The 20,300-nt window shown below is 70.0% G+C and carries 19 protein-coding genes and 2 pseudogenes; 17 read left to right on the top strand and 4 right to left on the bottom strand.

The window, feature by feature from the left end:
- The 8 genes and pseudogenes from ACKVMH_RS08535 to recO form a co-directional block, all read left to right on the top strand.
- Nucleotides 1–368 (top strand): annotated as a pseudogene (locus tag ACKVMH_RS08535) (hypothetical protein); the annotation flags it as partial.
- Between the two features lie 85 nt (nucleotides 369–453).
- Nucleotides 454–1,953: a DegQ family serine endoprotease gene (locus tag ACKVMH_RS08540; protein ID WP_412699970.1), complete on the top strand. Its 1,500-nt coding sequence runs from the start codon at nucleotides 454–456 to the stop codon at nucleotides 1,951–1,953.
- 107 nt (nucleotides 1,954–2,060) lie between these two features.
- On the top strand, nucleotides 2,061–3,854 hold the full coding sequence (lepA, locus tag ACKVMH_RS08545) for a translation elongation factor 4 (RefSeq protein WP_215219927.1): 1,794 nt from the start codon (nucleotides 2,061–2,063) through the stop codon (nucleotides 3,852–3,854).
- Nucleotides 3,855–3,864: 10 nt separating this feature from the next.
- Entirely contained in the window at nucleotides 3,865–4,650 is a 786-nt protein-coding gene (gene lepB / locus ACKVMH_RS08550; RefSeq protein WP_215219928.1) for a signal peptidase I, read from the top strand.
- A gap of 53 nt (nucleotides 4,651–4,703) precedes the next feature.
- Complete coding sequence (locus ACKVMH_RS08555) at nucleotides 4,704–5,078, top strand: DUF4845 domain-containing protein (protein WP_215219929.1); 375 nt, start codon at nucleotides 4,704–4,706, stop codon at nucleotides 5,076–5,078.
- 3 nt (nucleotides 5,079–5,081) lie between these two features.
- Complete coding sequence (gene rnc, locus ACKVMH_RS08560; protein WP_215219930.1) at nucleotides 5,082–5,741, top strand: ribonuclease III; 660 nt, start codon at nucleotides 5,082–5,084, stop codon at nucleotides 5,739–5,741.
- Nucleotides 5,742–5,761: 20 nt separating this feature from the next.
- Complete coding sequence (gene era / locus ACKVMH_RS08565; protein ID WP_412699971.1) at nucleotides 5,762–6,667, top strand: GTPase Era; 906 nt, start codon at nucleotides 5,762–5,764, stop codon at nucleotides 6,665–6,667.
- A gap of 15 nt (nucleotides 6,668–6,682) precedes the next feature.
- Complete coding sequence (recO, locus tag ACKVMH_RS08570) at nucleotides 6,683–7,432, top strand: DNA repair protein RecO (protein ID WP_412699972.1); 750 nt, start codon at nucleotides 6,683–6,685, stop codon at nucleotides 7,430–7,432.
- 4 nt (nucleotides 7,433–7,436) lie between these two features.
- Here recO and ACKVMH_RS08575 read toward each other — a convergent pair whose 3' ends face one another.
- Nucleotides 7,437–8,141, bottom strand: coding sequence for a response regulator (locus ACKVMH_RS08575; RefSeq protein ID WP_412699973.1), 705 nt, complete (start codon nucleotides 8,139–8,141; stop codon nucleotides 7,437–7,439).
- A 111-nt stretch (nucleotides 8,142–8,252) separates the two neighbouring features.
- Between ACKVMH_RS08575 and ACKVMH_RS08580 the strand changes: the two genes are divergently transcribed.
- The 9 genes from ACKVMH_RS08580 (at nucleotide 8,253) to ACKVMH_RS08620 (ending at nucleotide 17,554) form a co-directional block, all read left to right on the top strand.
- A complete protein-coding gene (locus tag ACKVMH_RS08580) occupies nucleotides 8,253–10,271 on the top strand; it encodes a hypothetical protein (RefSeq protein ID WP_412699974.1) in 2,019 nt (672 codons plus the stop codon).
- Between the two features lie 32 nt (nucleotides 10,272–10,303).
- A complete protein-coding gene (locus tag ACKVMH_RS08585; RefSeq protein ID WP_215219935.1) occupies nucleotides 10,304–10,921 on the top strand; it encodes a DUF1318 domain-containing protein in 618 nt (205 codons plus the stop codon).
- 81 nt (nucleotides 10,922–11,002) lie between these two features.
- A complete protein-coding gene (gene rlmD, locus ACKVMH_RS08590) occupies nucleotides 11,003–12,358 on the top strand; it encodes a 23S rRNA (uracil(1939)-C(5))-methyltransferase RlmD (protein WP_412699975.1) in 1,356 nt (451 codons plus the stop codon).
- A gap of 1 nt (nucleotide 12,359) precedes the next feature.
- Complete coding sequence (locus tag ACKVMH_RS08595) at nucleotides 12,360–12,881, top strand: CYTH domain-containing protein (RefSeq protein ID WP_412699976.1); 522 nt, start codon at nucleotides 12,360–12,362, stop codon at nucleotides 12,879–12,881.
- A gap of 85 nt (nucleotides 12,882–12,966) precedes the next feature.
- Nucleotides 12,967–13,962: a beta-N-acetylhexosaminidase gene (gene nagZ, locus ACKVMH_RS08600; RefSeq protein ID WP_412699977.1), complete on the top strand. Its 996-nt coding sequence runs from the start codon at nucleotides 12,967–12,969 to the stop codon at nucleotides 13,960–13,962.
- A complete protein-coding gene (locus ACKVMH_RS08605) occupies nucleotides 13,962–14,507 on the top strand; it encodes a hypoxanthine-guanine phosphoribosyltransferase (protein WP_412699978.1) in 546 nt (181 codons plus the stop codon). The genes nagZ and ACKVMH_RS08605 overlap by 1 nt, the downstream gene beginning before the upstream one ends.
- A 16-nt stretch (nucleotides 14,508–14,523) precedes the next feature.
- Nucleotides 14,524–15,300 (top strand): S-methyl-5'-thioinosine phosphorylase, encoded by a 777-nt coding sequence (locus tag ACKVMH_RS08610; protein WP_412699979.1) that lies wholly within the window; start codon nucleotides 14,524–14,526, stop codon nucleotides 15,298–15,300.
- Nucleotides 15,301–15,408: 108 nt separating this feature from the next.
- Entirely contained in the window at nucleotides 15,409–15,615 is a 207-nt protein-coding gene (locus tag ACKVMH_RS08615) for a cold-shock protein (RefSeq protein ID WP_043957320.1), read from the top strand.
- 106 nt (nucleotides 15,616–15,721) lie between these two features.
- Nucleotides 15,722–17,554, top strand: a complete 1,833-nt coding sequence (locus tag ACKVMH_RS08620) for an acyl-CoA dehydrogenase family protein (RefSeq protein ID WP_412699980.1) — start codon at nucleotides 15,722–15,724, stop codon at nucleotides 17,552–17,554.
- Here ACKVMH_RS08620 and ACKVMH_RS08625 read toward each other — a convergent pair.
- The 3 genes and pseudogenes from ACKVMH_RS08625 to ACKVMH_RS08635 all read right to left on the bottom strand — a co-directional run.
- Nucleotides 17,551–19,320, bottom strand: coding sequence for an ABC transporter transmembrane domain-containing protein (locus tag ACKVMH_RS08625; protein ID WP_412699982.1), 1,770 nt, complete (start codon nucleotides 19,318–19,320; stop codon nucleotides 17,551–17,553). The two genes, ACKVMH_RS08620 and ACKVMH_RS08625, sit on opposite strands and share 4 nt — an antisense overlap.
- A 44-nt stretch (nucleotides 19,321–19,364) precedes the next feature.
- On the bottom strand, nucleotides 19,365–19,955 hold the full coding sequence (locus ACKVMH_RS08630; RefSeq protein WP_412699981.1) for an IMPACT family protein: 591 nt from the start codon (nucleotides 19,953–19,955) through the stop codon (nucleotides 19,365–19,367).
- Nucleotides 19,952–20,300 (bottom strand): annotated as a pseudogene (locus ACKVMH_RS08635) (hypothetical protein); the annotation flags it as partial. The gene ACKVMH_RS08630 and the pseudogene ACKVMH_RS08635, both read right to left, overlap by 4 nt.

Genomic DNA, 20,300 nt, shown 5'->3' on the forward strand with positions numbered 1-20,300 from the left:
TGGCGGCGGCCGAGACGCCACGCCGCGCCGCCGCCGAGCAGCGGGTACGCTCCAGCGCCGCCGCCGCAGCGGTCGCCTCACAGTCCCGGTCCGATATGCCGGGCACGGTCGATGCGCCGCTGACCGTCGCGTCGATGGAGCCAGTCGAGTCCACGACCGACGCACTCCGGCCGTTCCTGCCGCAGGGCGAAATCCAGACCCGGCCGTGGCCGCGGGCGGCGCTGCCCGATTACCCCCGCGGTGGTGCCTTCACCGCCAGTTTCGGTGATGACGACGCACCGTCGCCCTCGTTCTATCCGTTCGAACCCGAGCGGCTCGACCCGGGCCTGGTGGCCGGCGACGCCGCCACCGACTGGCCGCGCAACTGACCCCGCCCGGGTCGACGATCCGCTCGCTGGCGCCGTCCTTCCGGCGCCGGCATGAAGTTCACTAGCCATCAATGAGGCCGATTCCATGAACCGACCGATCCGCTCCATTGCCCTGCTGGGCGTCCTCGCCGCCGCGCTGCCGGCCGCCTGCACGGCGCAGCAGTCACCGACCGTCGCCGCGGCAGCCTCGCAGGCGGTGACCCCGCCGACCGCGGCCCCGATCGTGACCGGGCTGCCGGACTTCACCCGCCTGGTCGAGCGCGTCGGCCCGGCGGTGGTCAACATCAGCGCCGAGATAGCACCCGCCCAGCGCAATCCGCGCTCGCAGATGCCACCCGGCTTCGAGGAGTTCTTCCGACAGTTCGGCATGCCGATGCCGGGCATGCCCGACGGCCCGGGTGGCGGTGGTACGTCGCTGGGCAGCGGGTTCATCATTTCCGACGACGGCTACGTCCTGACCAACCACCACGTCATCAGCGGTGCGGACAAGGTCACGGTGACGACGTCTGACCGTCGCGAGTTCAGCGCCGAGGTCGTGGGCAGCGACGAGCAGTACGACGTCGCGCTGCTGAAGATCGACGCCGACAACCTGCGCTGGCTGCGCGCCGGCCAGTCCAGCGGCCTCCAGCCCGGCCAGTGGGTGGTGGCGATCGGCTCGCCGTTCGGGCTGGACCACTCGGTGACCGCCGGCATCGTCAGCGCGGTCGGCCGCTCCAACCCGTATGCCGGGCAGCAGTACGTCCCCTTCATCCAGACCGACGTCGCGATCAACCGCGGCAACTCCGGCGGGCCGCTGCTCAACACCTCCGGCGAGGTGGTCGGCATCAATTCGCAGATCTTCAGCAATTCCGGCGGCTACATGGGCGTCAGCTTCGCGATCCCGATCGACCTGGCGATGAACGCGGTCGAGCAGATCAAGGAGACCGGCGAGGTGCGCCGGGGCATGCTCGGCGTCAACATCCAGCCGGTCAGCCCGGACATGGCGCGTGCGATGGGGCTGTCGGACAGCCGTGGTGCGATCGTCTCCAACGTGCAGCCCGGCAGCGCCGCCGAGAAGGCCGGCATCCGCCGCATGGACGTGATCCGCGCGTTCAACGGCACCCGCATCAACGACGCCAGCGACCTGCCGCCGATCGTCGGCGCGGTGGCGCCCGGCAGCAAGGCGACCGTGCAAGTCCTGCGGGACGGCAAGGAGGTGTCGTTGGACTTGGTGGTGGGTGCCGAGAGTGCACAGGGCGGCACGGCGGCACGCGGCGCCCAGGGCGGCAGCGGCGGTGCTGCGACCGCGCCCGCGGGTACCAACGCGCTTGGCATCACCGCGCGCGACCTGGATACCGCGACCCGCCAGCGGCTCGGCATCGCGGCGCGCGAAGGCGTGCTGCTGGAGCAGGTCGATCCGCGGGTGACGCGCGAGAGCGGCCTACGCCCCGGCGACGTGGTGCTGCAGGTCGGTCGCGACAGCGTCGCCAGTGCCGCCGACTTCAACCGGGCGCTGGCCGGGGTGAAGGACGGGGAAACGGTGATGCTGCTGGTATCGCGCGGCGGCACCACCCAGTTCGTGGCGGTGACCGCGCCGGCCGGCTGAACGGCGCCGGCGAGGTCCCAACGGCCGGTCCCGCACACCCGGGACCGGCGCGCCGGTATGCGATAATCGCGCGTTAACTTTCCCGGCCCGAGCCCGCCGTAGCCCGCATGCAGCAGATCCGCAATTTCTCCATCATCGCCCACGTCGACCACGGCAAGTCGACCCTGGCTGACCGCATCATCCATTTGTGCGGTGGCCTGACGACGCGCGAGATGGAAGCCCAGGTACTCGACTCCAACCCGATCGAGCGCGAGCGCGGCATCACCATCAAGTCGCAGTCCGTCTCGGTGCCCTATACCGCGCGCGACGGGAAGACGTACTTCCTCAACTTCATCGATACCCCCGGCCACGTCGACTTCAGCTACGAGGTCAGCCGTTCGCTGGCCGCCTGCGAAGGCGCGCTGCTGGTGGTCGACGCCGCCCAGGGCGTTGAGGCGCAGTCGGTCGCCAACTGCTACACCGCGGTGGAGCAGGGGCTGGAAGTGGTGCCGGTGCTCAACAAGATCGACCTGCCAACCGCCGACATCGAGCGGGCCAAGGCCGAGATCGAAGCCGTGATCGGCATCGACGCGAGCGACGCGGTGGCCGTCAGCGCCAAGACCGGCCTGAACATCGAAGAGGTGCTGGAGGCCATCGTCACCCGCATCCCGCCGCCGCAGCCGCGTGACACCGACAAGCTGCAGGCGCTGATCATCGACTCCTGGTTCGACAACTACCTGGGCGTGGTCAGCCTGGTGCGCGTCATGCAGGGCGAGATCAAGCCCGGCGACAAGATCCTGGTGATGTCCACCGGCCGCACCCACCAGGTCGACAACGTCGGTGTGTTCACCCCCAAGCGCAAGGAGCTGGCCAAGCTCGGCGCGGGCGAGGTGGGCTGGATCAACGCCAGCATCAAGGATGTCCACGGCGCGCCGGTCGGCGACACGCTGACCCTTGCCGGCGACCCGGCGGCCAAGCCGCTGCCCGGCTTCCAGGAGATGCAGCCGCGCGTGTTCGCCGGCCTCTTCCCGGTCGATGCCGAGGACTACCCCGACCTGCGCGAAGCGCTGGAGAAGCTGCGCCTCAACGATGCCGCGTTGCGGTTCGAGCCGGAAAGCTCGGAGGCGATGGGCTTCGGTTTCCGCTGCGGCTTCCTGGGCATGCTCCACATGGAGATCGTGCAGGAGCGGCTGGAGCGTGAGTACGACCTCAACCTGATCAGCACCGCGCCGACCGTGGTGTACGAGGTCCTGAAGACCGACGGCAGCGTGGTGGCGCTGGACAACCCCGCCAAGCTGCCGCAGAGCAACCTGATCGAGGAGATCCGCGAGCCGATCATCCGCGCCAACATCCTCACGCCGCCCGATTACGTGGGCAACGTGATCACCCTGTGCGAGGAGAAGCGCGGCAACCAGATCGGCATCACGTACATGGGCCAGCAGGTGCAGATCAGCTACGAGCTGCCGATGGCCGAGGTGGTAATGGACTTCTTCGACCGGCTCAAGTCGGTCAGCCGCGGCTACGCCTCGCTCGACTACCAGTTCCTGCGCTTCCAGGAAGGGCCGTTCGTGCGGGTGGACACCTTGATCAACGGCGACAAGGTGGATGCGCTCAGCATGATCACCCACCGCGCGCACGCCGACCGGCGTGGCCGCGAGATCGCCGAGAAGATGCGCGAGCTGATCCCGCGGCAGATGTTCGACGTCGCCATCCAGGCCGCGATCGGCTCGCAGATCATCGCCCGCTCCACGGTCAAGGCGATGCGCAAGAACGTGTTGGCCAAGTGCTACGGTGGCGACATTTCGCGCAAGAAGAAGCTGCTCGAAAAGCAGAAGGCCGGCAAGAAGCGGATGAAGCAGGTCGGAAGCGTCGAGATCCCGCAGGAAGCCTTCCTCGCGGTCCTGCAGGTCGACAACAAGTAAAGGAAGCCGCATGCGCTGGTTTGAAATCGCCCTGGTGGTGCTCACCCTCGTCACCGGGGTGGTCTGGCTGCTCGACAGGCTGGTGCTGGCCAAGCGCCGCACCGCCAGCCAGGGGCTGCTCGATGATGACGGCGAACCGTGGTACGTCGACTATTCCAAGGCGTTCTTCCCCGTCCTGCTGGTAGTGCTGGTCCTGCGCAGCTTCATCGCCGAACCGTTCCGCATTCCGTCCAATTCGATGATGCCGACCCTGCTGACCGGCGACTTCATCCTGGTCAACAAGTTCGCCTACGGCCTGCGCATGCCGATCACCAACGACAAGTTCGTCGACATCGGCGCGCCCGCGCGCGGCGACGTCGTCGTCTTCCGTCCGCCGCACCATCCCGACCAGGACTGGATCAAGCGCGTGATCGGCCTGCCCGGCGACCGGGTCGCCTATTTTGACAACCAGGTCCACGTCAACGGCGTGCCGGTGGGGTACGAGTCGCTCGGGACCTACCAGGGGATCGACAGCGGCATCGAGATGACCGGTGCCGAAGAACTGGTCGAGCAGCTGCCCGGCCGCCCGCACCGCGTGCTCGAGCGCAGCTCGCTGCCGTTCCTCGACCCGGGGCAGGGCGAGTGGGTCGTCCCGGCCGGTCACTATTTCGTGATGGGTGACAACCGCGACAACAGCGAGGACAGCCGATACTGGGGCTTCCTGCCGGAGCAGAACCTGCGCGGCAAGGCGTTCCTGATCTGGATGCATCTCGACGGTGGGGTCGATTTCTCCCGGATCGGCGAGAGCATCCAGTAACACCCCGTTTGCGGCATCATCCGCAGCGGGAATCGAACTCAGGGGAAGACCGGATGAAGCGTACCCAAGGTGGCATGACCCTTATCGGGTTCATCATCGTGCTGGCGGTGGCCGGCGTGTTCATCTACACCGGGATGAAGGTCATCCCGATGTATTCGGAGTACTACGCGGTCAAGCAGGCGCTTGCGGGGCTGTCGGAGGAGCCGGAAATCACCCAGAAGTCCCCGGCCCAGATCCAGGACCTGTTCTTCCGCCGCCTGTACATCAGCTACGCCGAGAACGTGAAGCCCGCGAACGTGAAGATCGCTCGCAAGGACGCCGGCTACCTGATGACGGTGGACTACGAAGTGCGCAAGCCGCTGATCGCCAACCTGGACGTGGTCGGCAAGTTCAACACCGAGCAGGAGTTGCGCCGCGGCGCTAGGTGACCGGTGACGCTGCGGATCTCCCACCCCTTCGTCAGGCCCGAGCTGCTGGCGCAGGCGCTGACACACCGGAGCGCGGGGGCACCGCACAACGAGCGGCTGGAATTCCTCGGTGACGCACTGGTCAACCTGTTCGTCGCCGAGGCGCTGTACGCGCGCTGGCCCCGGGCCGACGAAGGGGCCCTGACCCGCGCGCGCGCCGAGCTGGTGCGCGAGTCGGCACTGGCGCCGATCGCCCGCCAGCTTGACCTCGGGGCGTTGCTGACGCTCGGTCCCGGGGAAATGAAGTCCGGTGGCCATCGGCGTGACTCGATCCTGGCCGACGCGCTCGAAGCGGTGGTGGCCGCGGTCTACCTCGACGCGGGTTTCGAGGCCTGCCGGACCGTTGTGATGCCGTGGTTCGAGGCGGCGATGGACGCCCTGCCGCCGCCGCACAAGGTCGGCAAGGACGCCAAGACCCGCCTGCAGGAATGGCTGCAGGGTCGCCAGAAACCGTTGCCGGTGTACCAGCTGGTGGCCGAGTCGGGCGAGGACCACGCCAAGACCTTCCGGGTCAGCTGCACCCTGGTCCAGCCGGCACTGGTGACCGAAGGCGAGGGTGGTTCCCGCCGCGGCGCCGAACAGGCCGCCGCCGAAGCTGCGCTGTCCGCACTCGAAGCGGCCTGACCGGGCATTACAATCCCCCGATGGATACCCCCCACCGCAGCGGCCACGTCGCCGTCATCGGCCGGCCCAACGTCGGCAAGTCCACCCTGACCAACGCGCTGGTCGGCGCCAAGGTCAGCATCGTCTCGCCACGGCCACAGACCACCCGCCACCGCCTGCTGGGCATCGCGACCTTCGAGCAGGGCCAGATCCTGCTGGTCGACACCCCCGGGCTGCACCGCGACCAGGGCAAGTCGACCGCGACCGCCATGCATCGCTGGATGAACCGTGCCGCCCGTGGTGCGCTGGAGGGCGTCGACGTCGCCTTGCTGGTCGTGCGCGCCGGCCAGTGGGAAGAGGCCGACGCCTTCGCCTACCAGGCCCTGCACCAGGCCAAGGTGCCGGTGGTGCTGGTGGTCAACCAGGTCGATCGGCTCAAGGACAAGACCGCGCTGCTGCCGTACCTCGCGCAGGTCAGTGAAGGCCGCGAGTTCGCTGCCGTGCATCCGATCTCAGCGCTCAAGCGCAAGGGGCTCGAGCCGCTGGTCAAGGACGTGCTCGCGATGTTGCCCGAGCAGCCGCCGCTCTACGCGGAGGACGAGATCACCGACAAGAGCCAGCGGTTCCTGGCCGGTGAGCTGGTGCGCGAGCAACTGATGCGGCAGCTCGGCGAAGAGCTGCCGTACGCCACCACGGTCGAGATCGAGCGCTTCGTGGTGGACGGCGCGCTGCTGCGCATCGGCGCGGTGATCTGGGTCGAGCGTGACGGCCAGAAGGCGATCGTCATCGGCAAGGGCGGCGAGCGCTTGCGTGAGATCGGCGCGCGGGCGCGCCAGCAGATGGAACAGTTGTTTGGCGCCAAGGTGTTCCTTGAAACCTGGGTGCGCGTACGCGAAGGCTGGTCGGACGACGAGGCCGCGCTGCGGGCGTTCGGCTACCACGACTGACCCCGGCCGCAGGCGATGCGCATCACCGCCGAGCCCGCCTTCGTACTGCATGCCCGGCCCTGGCGTGAGACCAGCCTGCTGGTGGAGGTCCTCAGTCTCAACCACGGGCGGCTCGGGCTCATCGCACGCGGGGTGAAAGGCCCCAAGCGGCACCCGCTGCGGGCCGCGCTGCAACCGCTGCAATCGATCCGACTGGATGCGGTGCAGACCGGCGAGCTGGCCCAGCTGCGTTCGGCCGAAGCCACCGATGCGGCGCCGAGGCTGGTCGGCGACGCGATGCTGAGCGGGTTCTACCTGAGCGAGCTCACGCTGCGCCTGACCCCACGCGGTGAAGCACAGCCGCAATTGTTCGGCGCCTATGCGATGACCCGGGAGCGCCTGCGTTCCGGCGAACCGCTGGGCTGGACGCTGCGCCGGTTCGAGCGCGACCTGCTCGACGCCCTGGGTTTCGGCTTCGACTGGAGCCGTGACGGTGATGGCGAACCGCTCGACCCTGCGGCGCGTTACCGGGTCGATCCCGAGCACGGCCCGCGCCGGTTGCTCAGCGATCGCGGCCAGGCCGATCGCAGTGGCGCGGCCACCGGCCGCGGGCTGCTGGACCTGGCGGCCGACCGGATCCCGGCCAATGACGACCTGCCCGGCCTGCGGCGGGTGATGCGGGGCGTGCTCGCCCACCATCTCGGCCCGCGTGGCCTGAAATCGTGGGAGATGCTGGGTGGGTTGCCGGCCGGGGGGCGGGCCACGCCATTGGATACACCGGACTAGCAGGTCACCGGGACGCCGGGGTTCTCCACGCGAACGCCGCGGCGGTCTCGTCGGCGATTCGCTCGAACGCTGCAAGCTGTTCGGCGTCGCCCGGCGCCCGCCGCAGCCCGGCGGCCGCGTCGCCGAGCCGCACTGCGCCGACGAACCCGCAGCTGGCCAGCAGCTTGTGCAGTTCGCTTTCGATCCCGGGGTGGTCCTCGCGCGCGGCAGCGTTCCGTACCCGCTCGCGCAACTGCTTCAGGTCATCCGCGAAAAGAGTGCGCAGGGCCTGCACGTGGGCGGTGTTGCCGTTCAATGCGGTGGCCGCAGTGGCGTCGTCCCAGAGCGGCCGCTCGGGCACGTCTCCGGGTCGCACGTCGAGGCGCGCGCGGACGGCTGATTGCAGCGCCACCGCTGACAACGGCTTGACCAGTACGTCCGCAAACCCCGCGGCGCGCAACGACGCCGCCACGTCGGGTTCGGAGGAGGCGGTGTGCGCAATTGCAACCGTATCCGGGTGGATGCCACGAAGTGCGCGCAACAACGTATGTCCGGTGCCGTCGGGAAGGTGGGCGTCGACCAGCCAGAGGTCGTGACGGGTCGCGGTGGCGCGGGTGACCGCCGCGGCCACGCTGTCGACCTCGTCGACCCGGCCGGGGAGTGCCTTGATCGCGGCGGCCAGGAAGGCGCGGGAGGTCGGGTCGTCCTCGACCAGCAGGACTCGGGGCATGGCGGCGTCGTTCACGACGGTCCCTCGTGTGGCAACGGCGGTTTGGACAATGTGTCCGGCGGCGGCCGGCGCTTCATCGGCGGTGGTTGCGGCCCTCGGTATGCTGCCGCGATGTTCCGGCCGATACTACCGCTGCTGATCGCATGCGCCTGCCTGGTGGGGCTGTCGTGGCCCGCCGCGGCGGCAGCGCGCTCGGCGACGGCGCACATCGAACGGGTCGACTCGGCGGTGGCCGCCATGCACGGCGTGCGGGTCGACCTTGCGTGGGCGAAGGGTGCGGATCACGGTCAGCTGCGTTTGCGCGCCGAGCGAGTGCAGTCGCCGGCACTGGGTTACGACTTCCACCAACTTGACTGGCAATGCCCGTTGCAGCGCGACGGGAACGACTGGCGCTGCGACGGCCTCGTGCACGGTGGCGGGGCGCCGATGCGGCTGGCGGTGGCCTTCGAGGCGGGAGGGGTCGAAGCAGCGTTGTCGCGCGATCGCAGCCGGGTCGAGCTGCACCGGGACGCGGCAACGCCCGACCTCACCCGGATCAACCTCGTCGACATCCCACTGGCGTGGACTCAGGCACTGCTGGCCCAGGCATGGAGCAGCGGACGCATCACCGGTGGCCGCGCGGACGCAGCGCTGGCGGTGTCCGCGCCGACAGGCGAGCCGCTGCGCATCTCCGGCCCGGTGGCGATCCGTGCGGCCGGCTTCGACACGCCCGACGGGCGCATCGCCGGCGAGAACCTCGGTGCGCGGCTCGCGATCGACGCTGCCCTGGACGAGCGGGACCGGTTCACCGTGGACGGCCAGCTGCTGGGCGGCGAATTGCTGCTGGGCACCACCTACGTGTCGCTGCAGGAGCGGCCGGTGGACGTGAGGATCGAGGCGGTCCAAGGCCAACAGGGCTGGCAGTTGCCGGCCATCGCGTGGCATGACCCCGGGATCCTGAAGGCGGAAGGAAGCGCGGCGCTCGGCGTGGACGCGACACTGCGCGCGCTTGACGTGCGTCTGCACAGCCCGGCACTCGCCGCGCTCGCCGACGGCTACCTCAGCGGATGGCTCGGTGTCGCCGGGCTTGCCGACCTTGCACTGCAGGGCGCGGCCGATGCGCACGTGCAACTGGCCGGCGGCGCGCTGCAGCAGGCGCACCTGGCACTGCACCAGTCCAGCTTCGAGGACGCGCGCGGGCGTTTCGCCTTCCGCGGCGTGGATGGTGATGTCCGGTTCTCCGCCACCTCGCCGGTCGACAGCGTCCTGCGATGGGACGGTGGCGCGATGCACGGCCTGGCGTTCGGGGCGGCGCACCTGCCGTTCCGCAGCGCGCAGGGCAGGCTGGCGCTGGCTTCACCGGTCGAGGTCCCCTTGCTCGGTGGCACGCTGCGCATCAGCCATATGGACCTGCGCCCACCGTCAGGGACGCAGGCGTCCGACCTGCGGTTCGGCCTCGCGCTCGACGGCCTGGATGTGGCCGAACTGTCCGCCGCGCTCGGTTGGCCAGCCTTCACCGGTGAACTCAGCGGCACCATTCCCGAGGCGCGCTATGCGGACGAGCGGGTCGAGTTCGATGGTGGCCTGTCGATGCAGCTGTTCGGAGGGGAGGTCTCGGTCGGCCAGCTGTCGATGGAGCGGCCATTCGGCGTACTGCCCACGCTGTCGGCGGACGTCGGTTTCGAGGACATCGACCTGATGGCGCTTACCGGCGCGTTCGATTTCGGCAGCATCAGCGGCAAGCTCGACGGGCGGATCGCCGACCTGCGCCTGGTGGACTGGCGACCGGTGGCGTTCAACGCCCGGCTGCGCACCGATCGCCATCCCGGCGTACGCCAGCGCATCAGCCAGCGCGCCGTGCAGGACCTGACCAGCGTCGGCAACAGCTCGTTCGTCGGCAGCCTTCAGGCGCAGCTGATCGGGTTCTTCGACGATTTCGGGTACTCGCGCATCGGCATCGGCTGCACCCTGGTCGACGAGGTGTGCACGATGGACGGACTGGGTTCAGTGGGCGAGGGCTTTATTATCGTCCAGGGCTCGGGCCTGCCACGGCTGACCGTGGTCGGCTACAACCGCCGGGTCGACTGGCCGACGCTGGTCGAGCGGCTGGCGGCGGTCGGCACCGGCGACGTCAAGCCGGTGGTCGAGTGACCGCACCTTCAGAACCGCAACAGGAGAATCGCATGCGCCGTTGGATGGGTATTCCGGTCGCCGCCGTGATGGTCACGGCCTGCGTCACGATCAACGTCTATTTCCCGGCGGCGGAGGCGAAGGAAGCCGCGCGGCAGTTCGTCGAGAAGGTCATCGGCGAGGAGCCGCAGCCGTCCACGCCGGTCGAGGACGACAACGGCGGGCCGAGTGCCTTCCTCGAGCCGGTGTCACTGCGGCAGTTGGCCTCCCGCGTCGACGTATACGCGCTGATGGGCATCGGCAGCGCGCACGCGCAGTCGCCCGACATCAGCATCCGCACCCCGGCGATCCAGGCGATCCAGTCGCGGATGGCCGCCCGGTTCGATTCGACCCTGCGCGCGGGCTTCGACGCCGGCGCGCTCGGCTTTGCCGGCGACGGCACGATCGTCGTGCGCGACGCCTCCAAGCTGCCGCTCAAGGACCGGGTGAAGATCCAGCAGGCCGTGGCCGACGACAACCGCGACCGCAAGGCGGTCTACCGCGAAGTCGCCGTCGCCAACGGCCATCCGGAGTGGGAAGGCCAGATCCGCGAGGTCTTCGCGCGGCAGTGGGTGGCCAGTGCCCGCAGCGGCTGGTGGTACCAGAGCGGCGGCAGCTGGAAGCAGAAGTAGCACGCGACATGGTCGCCGGACCCGTTCCGGCGACCCGCGGCAGCGGGCTCTGCGACAATACGCGCCCCCCGCAACCCAGCAGTGCCCGTGGCCCGCATCGACAAGACCCCGTTTGAAGCCGAAATCACCGACCTGACCCACGACGGGCGGGGCGTGGCCCGCCGTCCCTCGACGGTCCCGGGGGAGGCCGGCAAGGCCGTCTTCGTCGCCGGCGCGTTGCCCGGCGAGCGGGTAATGGCGGTGCAGACCGCGCGCCACCGCAGCTACGACGAGGCCCGCACGGTCGAGGTGCTGCACGGCGCGCCCGAGCGCGTCGACCCGCGTTGCGGGCACTTCGGTACCTGCGGTGGCTGCGCCCTCCAGCACTACGACGAAGGCCAGCAGATCCTGGCCAAGCAGCGCGTGCTGCTGGAGAACCTCGAGCGCATCGGCCACGTCAAACCCGGCGCGGTGCTGCCGCCGCTGGTCGACGCGGCCTGGGGCTACCGGCGCAAGGGCCGGTTCTCGGTCCGCCGGGTCGAGAAGAAGGACAAGACCCTGGTCGGCTTCCGCGAGTCCGACCCGCGGTTCGTCGCCGACATCGCGGTCTGCCACACCGTCATCCCGCAGATCGGCACCAAGGTCGAGGCGCTTGGCCGGCTGGTCGACGGCTTGCAGGCGCGGCGCGAGATCCCGCAGATCGAGTTCATCGCCGGCGACCCCGATGCGCAGTTCAGCGGCGTCGCCCTGACCATCCGGCACCTGGCGCCGCTGTCGGACGACGACCGCGCCGCGCTGGTCGCGTTCGGGCAGGAGCACGGGTTTGCGATCTTCCTGCAGCCCGGCGGGGTCGACAGTGTCCATCCGCTGTGGCCGGAGGCGCCGCGCCTGGCCTTCACCCTGCCGGACTGGGGCATCGAGTTCCTGTTCAAGCCGCTGGACTTCATCCAGGTCAACGCCGGCCTCAACGGGCGGATGATCCGGCTCGCGCTCGACCTGCTCGATGCCGCCCCGGACGACCGCGTGCTCGACCTGTTCTGCGGCCTGGGCAACTTCACGCTGCCGCTGGCGCGCTCGGTGCGCGAGGTGGTGGGCGTGGAGGGCGAAGCGGGGCTGGTGGCGCGTGCCCGCGCGAACGCCGCCCACAACGGCATCGGCAACGCGCAGTTCCATGCGGCCGACCTCGGCAAGGACCTCAGCGACCAGGCGTGGATGCGCGAGGGGTTCGACCGCCTGCTGCTCGATCCGCCGCGCTCTGGCGCCGATTTCGTGTTGACGCAGCTGCCGCTCAAGCAGTTCAAGCGCATCGTCTACGTGAGCTGCCACCCGGCATCGCTGGCGCGCGACGCCGGCTACCTGGTCAACGAGAAGGGCTGGAAGCTCAAGGCCGCCGGCGTGATGGACATGTTCCCGCACACCGCGCACGTGGAATCGATCGCGATGTTCGAGCCGCGCTGACATGGCCATCGAGATCGAACGCAAGTTCCTGGTCGTCGGTGACGCGTGGCGCGCCGCCGCGCACAAGGTGGTGCCGATGGCGCAGGGCTACCTCAACGATCTGGCCGCGTTGAACCTGCCGGACGGCAGTGCGGGGGCGATGAAGGCCTCGGTGCGGGTACGGATCGCCGGGGATGCCGCCTTCCTCAACCTCAAGTCACGCGAGCTCGGCCACACCCGGCAGGAGTTCGACTACGCGATCCCGGTCGACGACGCCCGCGCGCTGCTGGCCCTGTCCGTGGGTGGACTGGTGGACAAGCGACGGCACTACGTGCACCACGACGGCCACCTGTGGGAGGTGGACGAGTTCCTCGGCGACAACGCGGGGCTGGTGGTCGCCGAGATCGAACTCGGCCGGGCCGACGAGCCGTTCTCGCGACCGGCCTGGTTGGGCCGGGAGGTCACGGACGAGCCGCGCTACTACAACCTCGCGCTGGCGACCCGGCCCTACGCCCGGTGGACGGCGGCCGAGCAGCACCGCTAGCCGGTACCCGCCGACCACAACACCCGAGCACCATCTGCGCGACAATGCCGGTCCGTTTTCGCGCGTCCACACCCGGGAGTCCCCCATGCTCGTGATCGGCGTCGCCGGCACCGAACTCACCGCGCAGGAGCGCGACTGGCTGCAGCACGACGCCTGCGCCGGCGTGATCCTGTTCACCCGAAATTTCTCCTCGAAGGCACAGGTCGCCGAGTTGGCGCAGGCGATACGGGAAGCCGCGCCGCGACCGCAACTGGTCTGCGTCGACCAGGAGGGCGGCCGCGTCCAGCGCTTCCGCGAGGGCTACAGCGCGCTCCCGCCACTGGAGGGTTTCGGGCGGCATTACGCCCAGGACCCGGCGAAGGCGCTCGAGCTCGCCGAACAGCACGCCTGGCTGATGGCCAGCGAGATCCGCGCCAGCGGCGTCGACCTGAGCTTCGCGCCGGTGGTCGACCTGGGCCGCGGCAACCGTGCGATCGGCGACCGCGCGTTCTCGGAGGACCCGCAGGTGGTGGCCGAGTTCACCCGCGCCTACGTCCGCGGCATGCACGCGGCCGGCATGGCCGCGACGCTCAAGCACTTCCCGGGCCACGGCTCGGTGCTCGAGGACACTCATTTCGACGACGCGGTCGACCCGCGCCCGCTGGATGAGATCCGCGCGCTCGACCTGGTCCCGTTCGTCGCCGGCATCGAGGCGAACGCCGACGCGGTGATGATGGCGCACGTGGTCTATCCCGAAGTCGCCCCCGAACCGGCCGGCTACTCCAAGCGGTGGATCGAGGACATCCTGCGCGCCGAAATGGGCTTCCGCGGCGTTGTCTTCAGCGACGACATCGGCATGGCCGCGGCATTCTCTGCCGGCGGCATCAAGCAGCGCGTCGACCTGCACCTGGACGCCGGCTGCGACGTGGTGCTGGTCTGCCATCCGGAGCTGGTCGAGGAATCGCTCAAGGCCGTGCAGGACCGTCCGCTCAACACGATGGCGCTGGCCGGCCTGATCGGGCGCGGGCCGATGGGCTGGGACGGGCTGCTGGCCGACGCCCGCTACGGCGACACCCGTGGCCGGCTGGAGGGTCTTGCCTGATGGCCGACCTGCAGGCCGCCCTGGCCAATTCGGAAGTGATCCACGACCGCGCGACACTGGAGGCCGCGATCGGCCGCATGGCCGAGAGGATCAGCGACGACTACGCCGGCGAGGTGCCCGTCTACCTGACGGTCATGCACGGCGGCATGCCGTTCGCGGCGCAACTGGGGTTTGCGCTGGGCGAGCGCGGGCTGGACCTGGAGTTCGACTACCTGCACGCGACCCGCTACCGCGGCGAAACCTCTGGTGGCGAGCTGTTCTGGAAGCACCGGCCGGCCACGCCGCTGCAGGGCCGGCGGGTGCTGCTGGTGGACGACATCCTCGACGAAGGCCACACGATGGCCGGCATCGTTGCCTGGTGCCGCGAGCAGGGCGCCGCCGACGTGCGCATCGCGGCCCTGGCGGTGAAGCTGCACGACCGCTGCGTGCCCGGCATGTGCGCCGACTACGCCGGCGTCGAGGTGCCGGACCGCTACGTGTTCGGCTACGGCATGGACTACCACGAGCAGGGTCGCAACCTGCCGGCGATCTACGCGCTGAAATGACGGAGCGGCACCCGCAATGACCAACGACACCGGCGCCATCGAACTGGCCGTCATTGGCGGCACCGGCCTGTACCAGCTGGCCGACCTTCGGGATGTCGAAACCCACCAGCCGGTCACGCGCTACGGCGCGCCGTCCGGTCCGGTCCGGGTAGGCCTGCTCGACGGCCACCTCGTTGCCTTCCTGGCGCGGCATGGCGAGGGCCACTCGCTGCCGCCACACCAGATCAACTACCGCGCCAACCTGGCGGCGCTGGACGCGCTGGGGGCCAGGCGCGTCCTCGCGCTCAATACCGTGGGTGGCATCACCGCCGACTTTGGCCCCCGCGTGCTTGGCTGCCCGGACCAGCTGATCGACTACACGTGGGGCCGCATCTCCACCATCTGCGAGGAGCCCGGCACCGAGGTCGTCCATGTCGATTTCGGCGAGCCCTATACGCGCTCGCTCCGGCATGCCGTCATTGCCGCGGCGGCGGCGGCTGGCGTCGCGCTGGTCGATGGCGGCTGCTACGGCGCCACCCAGGGACCGCGTCTGGAGACCCGCGCGGAGATCGCGCGGATGCGCCGTGACGGCTGCGACCTGGTCGGCATGACCGGCATGCCCGAAGCCGGGCTCGCCCGCGAGATGGGACTCGACTACGCCTGCCTGGCCATCGTTGCCAACTGGGCCGCCGGTGCCGGCCCGGACCCCGACGAGGTCATTACCCTGCAGGACGTGCTCGACAACGTCGCTGCCGCGTCCTCGGGCCTGCCCCGGCTGATCGCGTCGCTGCTGGCTCGCCAAACTGCGGAATGATCCCGCGCTTGAGATTGTCAAGCCGTCGTTCAGTTTGCATACTCGGCCACGCGCCCGGAGGTCCCCCGCGCCGGAGCGCACCGCACCCAGCATGAGGTCATCAAGGATATGCAGTACGGCACTGTGAAGTGGTTCAACGACGCCAAGGGCTTCGGATTCATCTCGCCCGAGGACGGCAGCGCGGACGTGTTCGCGCATTTCTCGGCCATCAACGCCAAGGGCTTCCGCAGTCTGCAGGAAGGCCAGCGCGTCAGCTACGAGCTGACCCAGGGACCGAAGGGCGCGCAGGCGTCCGACATCACGCCGGCAGAGTAAGCCGACGCGATGTGCCCCGGAAAACCCCGCCTCGGCGGGGTTTTCTTTTGCGTGCGACGCGCGCGGCTGCGTTAGATTCGGGCCACCCCTGCAACCGGAGCGGGCCATGGTGACGCTGCCACCGTTCGAGACCCACCACGTCGACAACCAGCCGCCGCCGTTCGCACCGCTGGACCTGTGGTCGGCGGACACGGTGTTGCGCGAGGCGGTCCAGCGGGATGGCGGCGGCGACTTCGCCGAAACGCTTGCCCCATACGGCGCGCTGGCCGGCAGCGCGCTGTACGAGCTGTCCTTCGATGCCCACCGCGACCGTCCCCGGCTGGTCAGCCACGACCGCTACGGCCATCGCGTCGACCGGGTCGAGTTCCACCCGGCCTACCACGCGTTGATGCAGGCCGCGGTCGAGCACGGTGTCGCTGGCCTGTCCTGGCGCCACCCGCGCCCTGGTGCACACGTCGCCCGTGCCGCGCTGAGCTACCTGCACCACCAGGTCGAACCCGGTACCAGCTGTCCGCTGACGATGACCCACGCGGCGGTACCGGTGCTCGCGCGCGAGCCGGCGCTGGCCGAATGGGCCGGCAAGGCGGCCGAGCCAGATTACGACCCGCGCGAGGTGCCGATCGCCGGAAAGGTGGGCATCACCCTCGGCATGGGCATGACCGAGAAGCAGGGTGGCAGCGACGTGCGGGCCAACACCACCACGGCCATGCCGGACGCGGGCGACGGCTACCGCCTGGTCGGGCACAAGTGGTTCATGTCGGCGCCGATGAGCGACGGGTTCCTGGTGCTCGCGCAGGCACCGGGCGGTCTGACCTGCTTCCTGATGCCGCGGTGCATGCAGGACGGCAGTCGCAACGCATTCCGGATCATCCGGCTCAAGGACAAGCTGGGCGACTGGTCCAATGCCTCGTCGGAGGTCGAATTGTGCGGTGCATGGGCCCACCGCGTCGGCGGGGAAGGCCGAGGCGTGGCGACCATCATCGAGATGGTGATGCTGACCCGGCTGGATTGCATGCTGGGCGCCGCCGCGCAGATGCGCATGGCGCTGGCGCAGGCGCTGCACCACTGCGCCCACCGGCGCGCTTTCGGCCGGCGGCTGGTCGAACAGCCGCTGATGCGCAACGTGTTGGCCGACCTGGCGATCGAGGCAGAGGCCGCGCTGGTGCTGGCGATGCGGGTCGCGCGCGCTGTCGATGCCGCGCCGGTCGACCCGGCCGAAGCCGCGTTTGCGCGGATCGCCACCGCCGTGGGCAAGTACTGGCTGTGCCGGCGCGCGCCGGCCTTCGTCAACGAGGCGCAGGAGTGCCTGGGTGGCAACGGCTACGTGGAGGAGTCGCTGNTGGCGATGCGGGTCGCGCGCGCTGTCGATGCCGCGCCGGTCGACCCGGCCGAAGCCGCGTTTGCGCGGATCGCCACCGCCGTGGGCAAGTACTGGCTGTGCCGGCGCGCGCCGGCCTTCGTCAACGAGGCGCAGGAGTGCCTGGGTGGCAACGGCTACGTGGAGGAGTCGCTGATGCCGCGGCTGTACCGGCAGGCGCCGCTGAACTCGATCTGGGAAGGCAGCGGCAACATCCAGTGCCTCGATGTGCTGCGCGCGCTCGACAAGGAACCCGCCACCGGCGCCGCGGTCTGGGCCGAACTGCAGCGCGCCGGCGAGGGCGACGCGGCGTACCGCGATGCGATGCAGCGCCTGCGTGAGCCGTTGCAGGGTGGGCAGATTGATCCGGCCGGCGCGCGACGGTTTGTCGAGGACCTCGCCCTGGCGCTCCAGGCCGGCCTGCTGCTGCAGTGCCGGAGCCCGGTGGCCGATGCTTTCGGCCTCAGCCGGCTCGGACGAGACCACGGACTTGCGATGGGGACCTTGCCGGTTGATGCCGGCTTCGACGCGATCATCGCGCGCGCGGGTGCCGGGATCCTGCCGGCGGAGGCCGGCGGCTAGTCGAGGAACTGCAGCTTCGCCAACTCCGCGTACAGCCCGCCCTCGGCCAGCAGTTGCTCGTGCGTGCCCTCGGCGACGATGCGACCGCGGTCCATCACCACGATGCGGTCGGCCTTCAGCACGGTCGCCAACCGGTGCGCGATGACCAGCGTGGTTCGACCCTGCATGAGTGTCTCCAGCGCCTGCTGCACGGCGCGCTCGCTCTGCGCGTCGAGCGCGCTGGTGGCCTCGTCCAGCAGCAGGATCGGGGCGTCCTTGAGCAATGCGCGCGCGATCGCAATGCGCTGTTGCTGGCCGCCCGACAGGCGTGCACCGCGCTCGCCCAGTTCGGTGTCCAGGCCCTGCGGCAGCGCATCGATGAAGTCGGTCGCATGGGCCGCGCGCACGGCGGCGTCGACCTCGGCGTCGGTGGCTTCCAGGCGTCCGTAACGGATGTTGTCGCGTGCGCTGGTGGCGAAGATCGCGGCCTGCTGCGGCACCAGCGCGATCGACTCGCGCAGCGCCGCCGGGTCGAGCCCGCGGATGTCGTGCCCGTCCACCCGCAGTGTGCCGCTGTCAGGGTCGTGGAAGCGCAGCAGCAGCGAGAAGACGGTGCTCTTGCCGGCCCCGGACGGGCCCACCAGCGCGACCGTCTCCCCCGGGCGCACGCGCAGGTCGAAGTCCTCCAGCGCGGGCAGGTCGGGGCGCATCGGGTAGTGGAAGGTCACCCGCTCGAACGACAGCTCGCCGCGAACCGGCAGCGACAGTGCCTGCGGCGCGGCGGGCGCAGTGATGCCCGGTTGCTCGACCAGCAGCTCGGTGATGCGGCCCATGCCGCCGGCGGCGCGCTGCAGCTCGTTCCAGACCTCGGCCAGCGCGCCGACCGAACCGCCGGCGATCAGCGCGTACAGCACGAACTGGGCGAGCGTGCCCGCGCTCATCCGGCCCTCGGCCACGTCGTGGGCGCCAGACCACAGCACGAGCGTGATTGCGCCGAATACCAGCACGATCGCGATCGCGGTGACCCACGCCTGTGCCTGGATGCGCCGGCGGGCGGTCGCCACGGCGATCTTCAGGGCTTCGACGAAGCGCCCCAACTCGTAGGGCTCGCGGGCGTGTGCCTGCACCGTGCGCACCGCCCCGAGGGTCTCGTTGGCAAGCGCATTGGCATCGGCAACGCGATCCTGGCTGGCGCGCGAGATCTTCTGCAGCCGGCGCCCGCCGATGACGATCGGCAGTACCGCCAGCGGGATGCCGAGCAGGGCGTAAGCGGCCAGCGCCGGTGCGGTCACGAACAGCATCACCAGCCCACCGAGGAAAGTCACCGTGCTGCGCAGGGCCACCGACATGCTGGTGGCGATGACGCCGCGCAGCAGCTCGGCATCGGCGGTGAGTCGCGACACCAGCTCGCCGCTGCGGTTGCGGTCGAAGAAGTCGGCATCGAGCGAGATCAGGTGCGCGTACAACTGCCGGCGCAGGTCGGCGACCACCCGCTCGCCCAGCAGCGAGACGAAGAAGAAGCGCGCCGCCGTCGCCAGTGCCAGCGCCACCGCGACCACGAACAGCAAGGCGAACGCGCGGTCGATCGCGCCGCCGGCGCCCTGGGCGAACCCCTGGTCGATCATGATGCGGAACGCGTGGGGCAGGCTCAGGGTCGCCGTCGAGGAGCAGGCCAGCGCCAACAGCCAGGCGATGAACAGCCCGCGGTGCCGGCTGACGAACGGCCAGAGGGTGCGCAGGCTGCCGATCGGGGCCTTTTCGGCTTTGGCGCCTGCTCCGGCATTCACGGTTGGCGCGGTGGAAGCGTCATTCATCCCGCCATTGTCCGCCATTACGGGGCGTCGTCGACGCTTACCCGGTCACGGGTGGCATCGCGCAGGTGGACGCGCAGCGCATCGACGCGGCCGCTTGGCAAGCGCAGCGTCAGGGTCGCGCCGCTGGAATCGAAGGTCTCGTCGAGCTTTTCGGCCTCGTGCGCGGCCAGCGCGGCGTGGACGACGCCGGTGTGTTCGAACGGGTAGCTCAGGCGCAATTCGCGGGTTTCGACCAGCGGTTCCCGCGGCGCGGTGCGCAGGCATTCGGCGGCACAGCCGCCGTAGGCACGTACCAGGCCGCCGGCGCCGAGCTTGATGCCGCCGTACCAGCGCGTTACCACCACCGCGACCTGGTCGAAGCCCTGGCCATCGATGGCGGCGAGGATCGGCCGGCCCGCGGTACCCGCCGGTTCGCCATCGTCGCTGGAGCGGTACAACCCGCCGATCCGGTAGGCCCAGCAGTTGTGCGTGGCGTCGGCCGTCCCGACCGTCGCGATGAAGGCCAGCGCGGCCTCGGGCGTCGTGGCGGGACCGGCGATGGCGAGGAAGCGGCTGTGCTTGACCTCGATTTCGTGTCGGACCGCGTGCGGCAGGGTGTCCAGGCTCATCGCGCCGTCGGGGCCGTGCCGTCGTCAAGCGCGTGGAGGTCCTCTGGCAGGGAAACCTCCGGGTGTGATTCGCGCAGCAGCAGGAGGCTCGCCCGCGCACCTGCCAGGTCGCCGGCATCGCGGCGCTGGCGGATGCGCTCGATCCAGACGTCCGCGGCCAGGTCCGCGTCGTCGGCTGGCGGCAGGTCGACCACCGTCACGCTGGTGCGGGCCACGGCGTCTTCCGCCCCGACCCGGGGTGCGGGCGGGGGTGCAGCGCTGGCTCGCCGCTCCATCCTCGAGCCCTGTTCAACCGCCTTGCGCTGTGCGTCCTGCTGTCGAGCCGCGTCGTGTGCGGCAGACGCG

Origin of the sequence: Lysobacter zhanggongensis (assembly GCF_046638635.1) — a bacterium.
GTDB lineage: Bacteria > Pseudomonadota > Gammaproteobacteria > Xanthomonadales > Xanthomonadaceae > Novilysobacter > Novilysobacter luteus.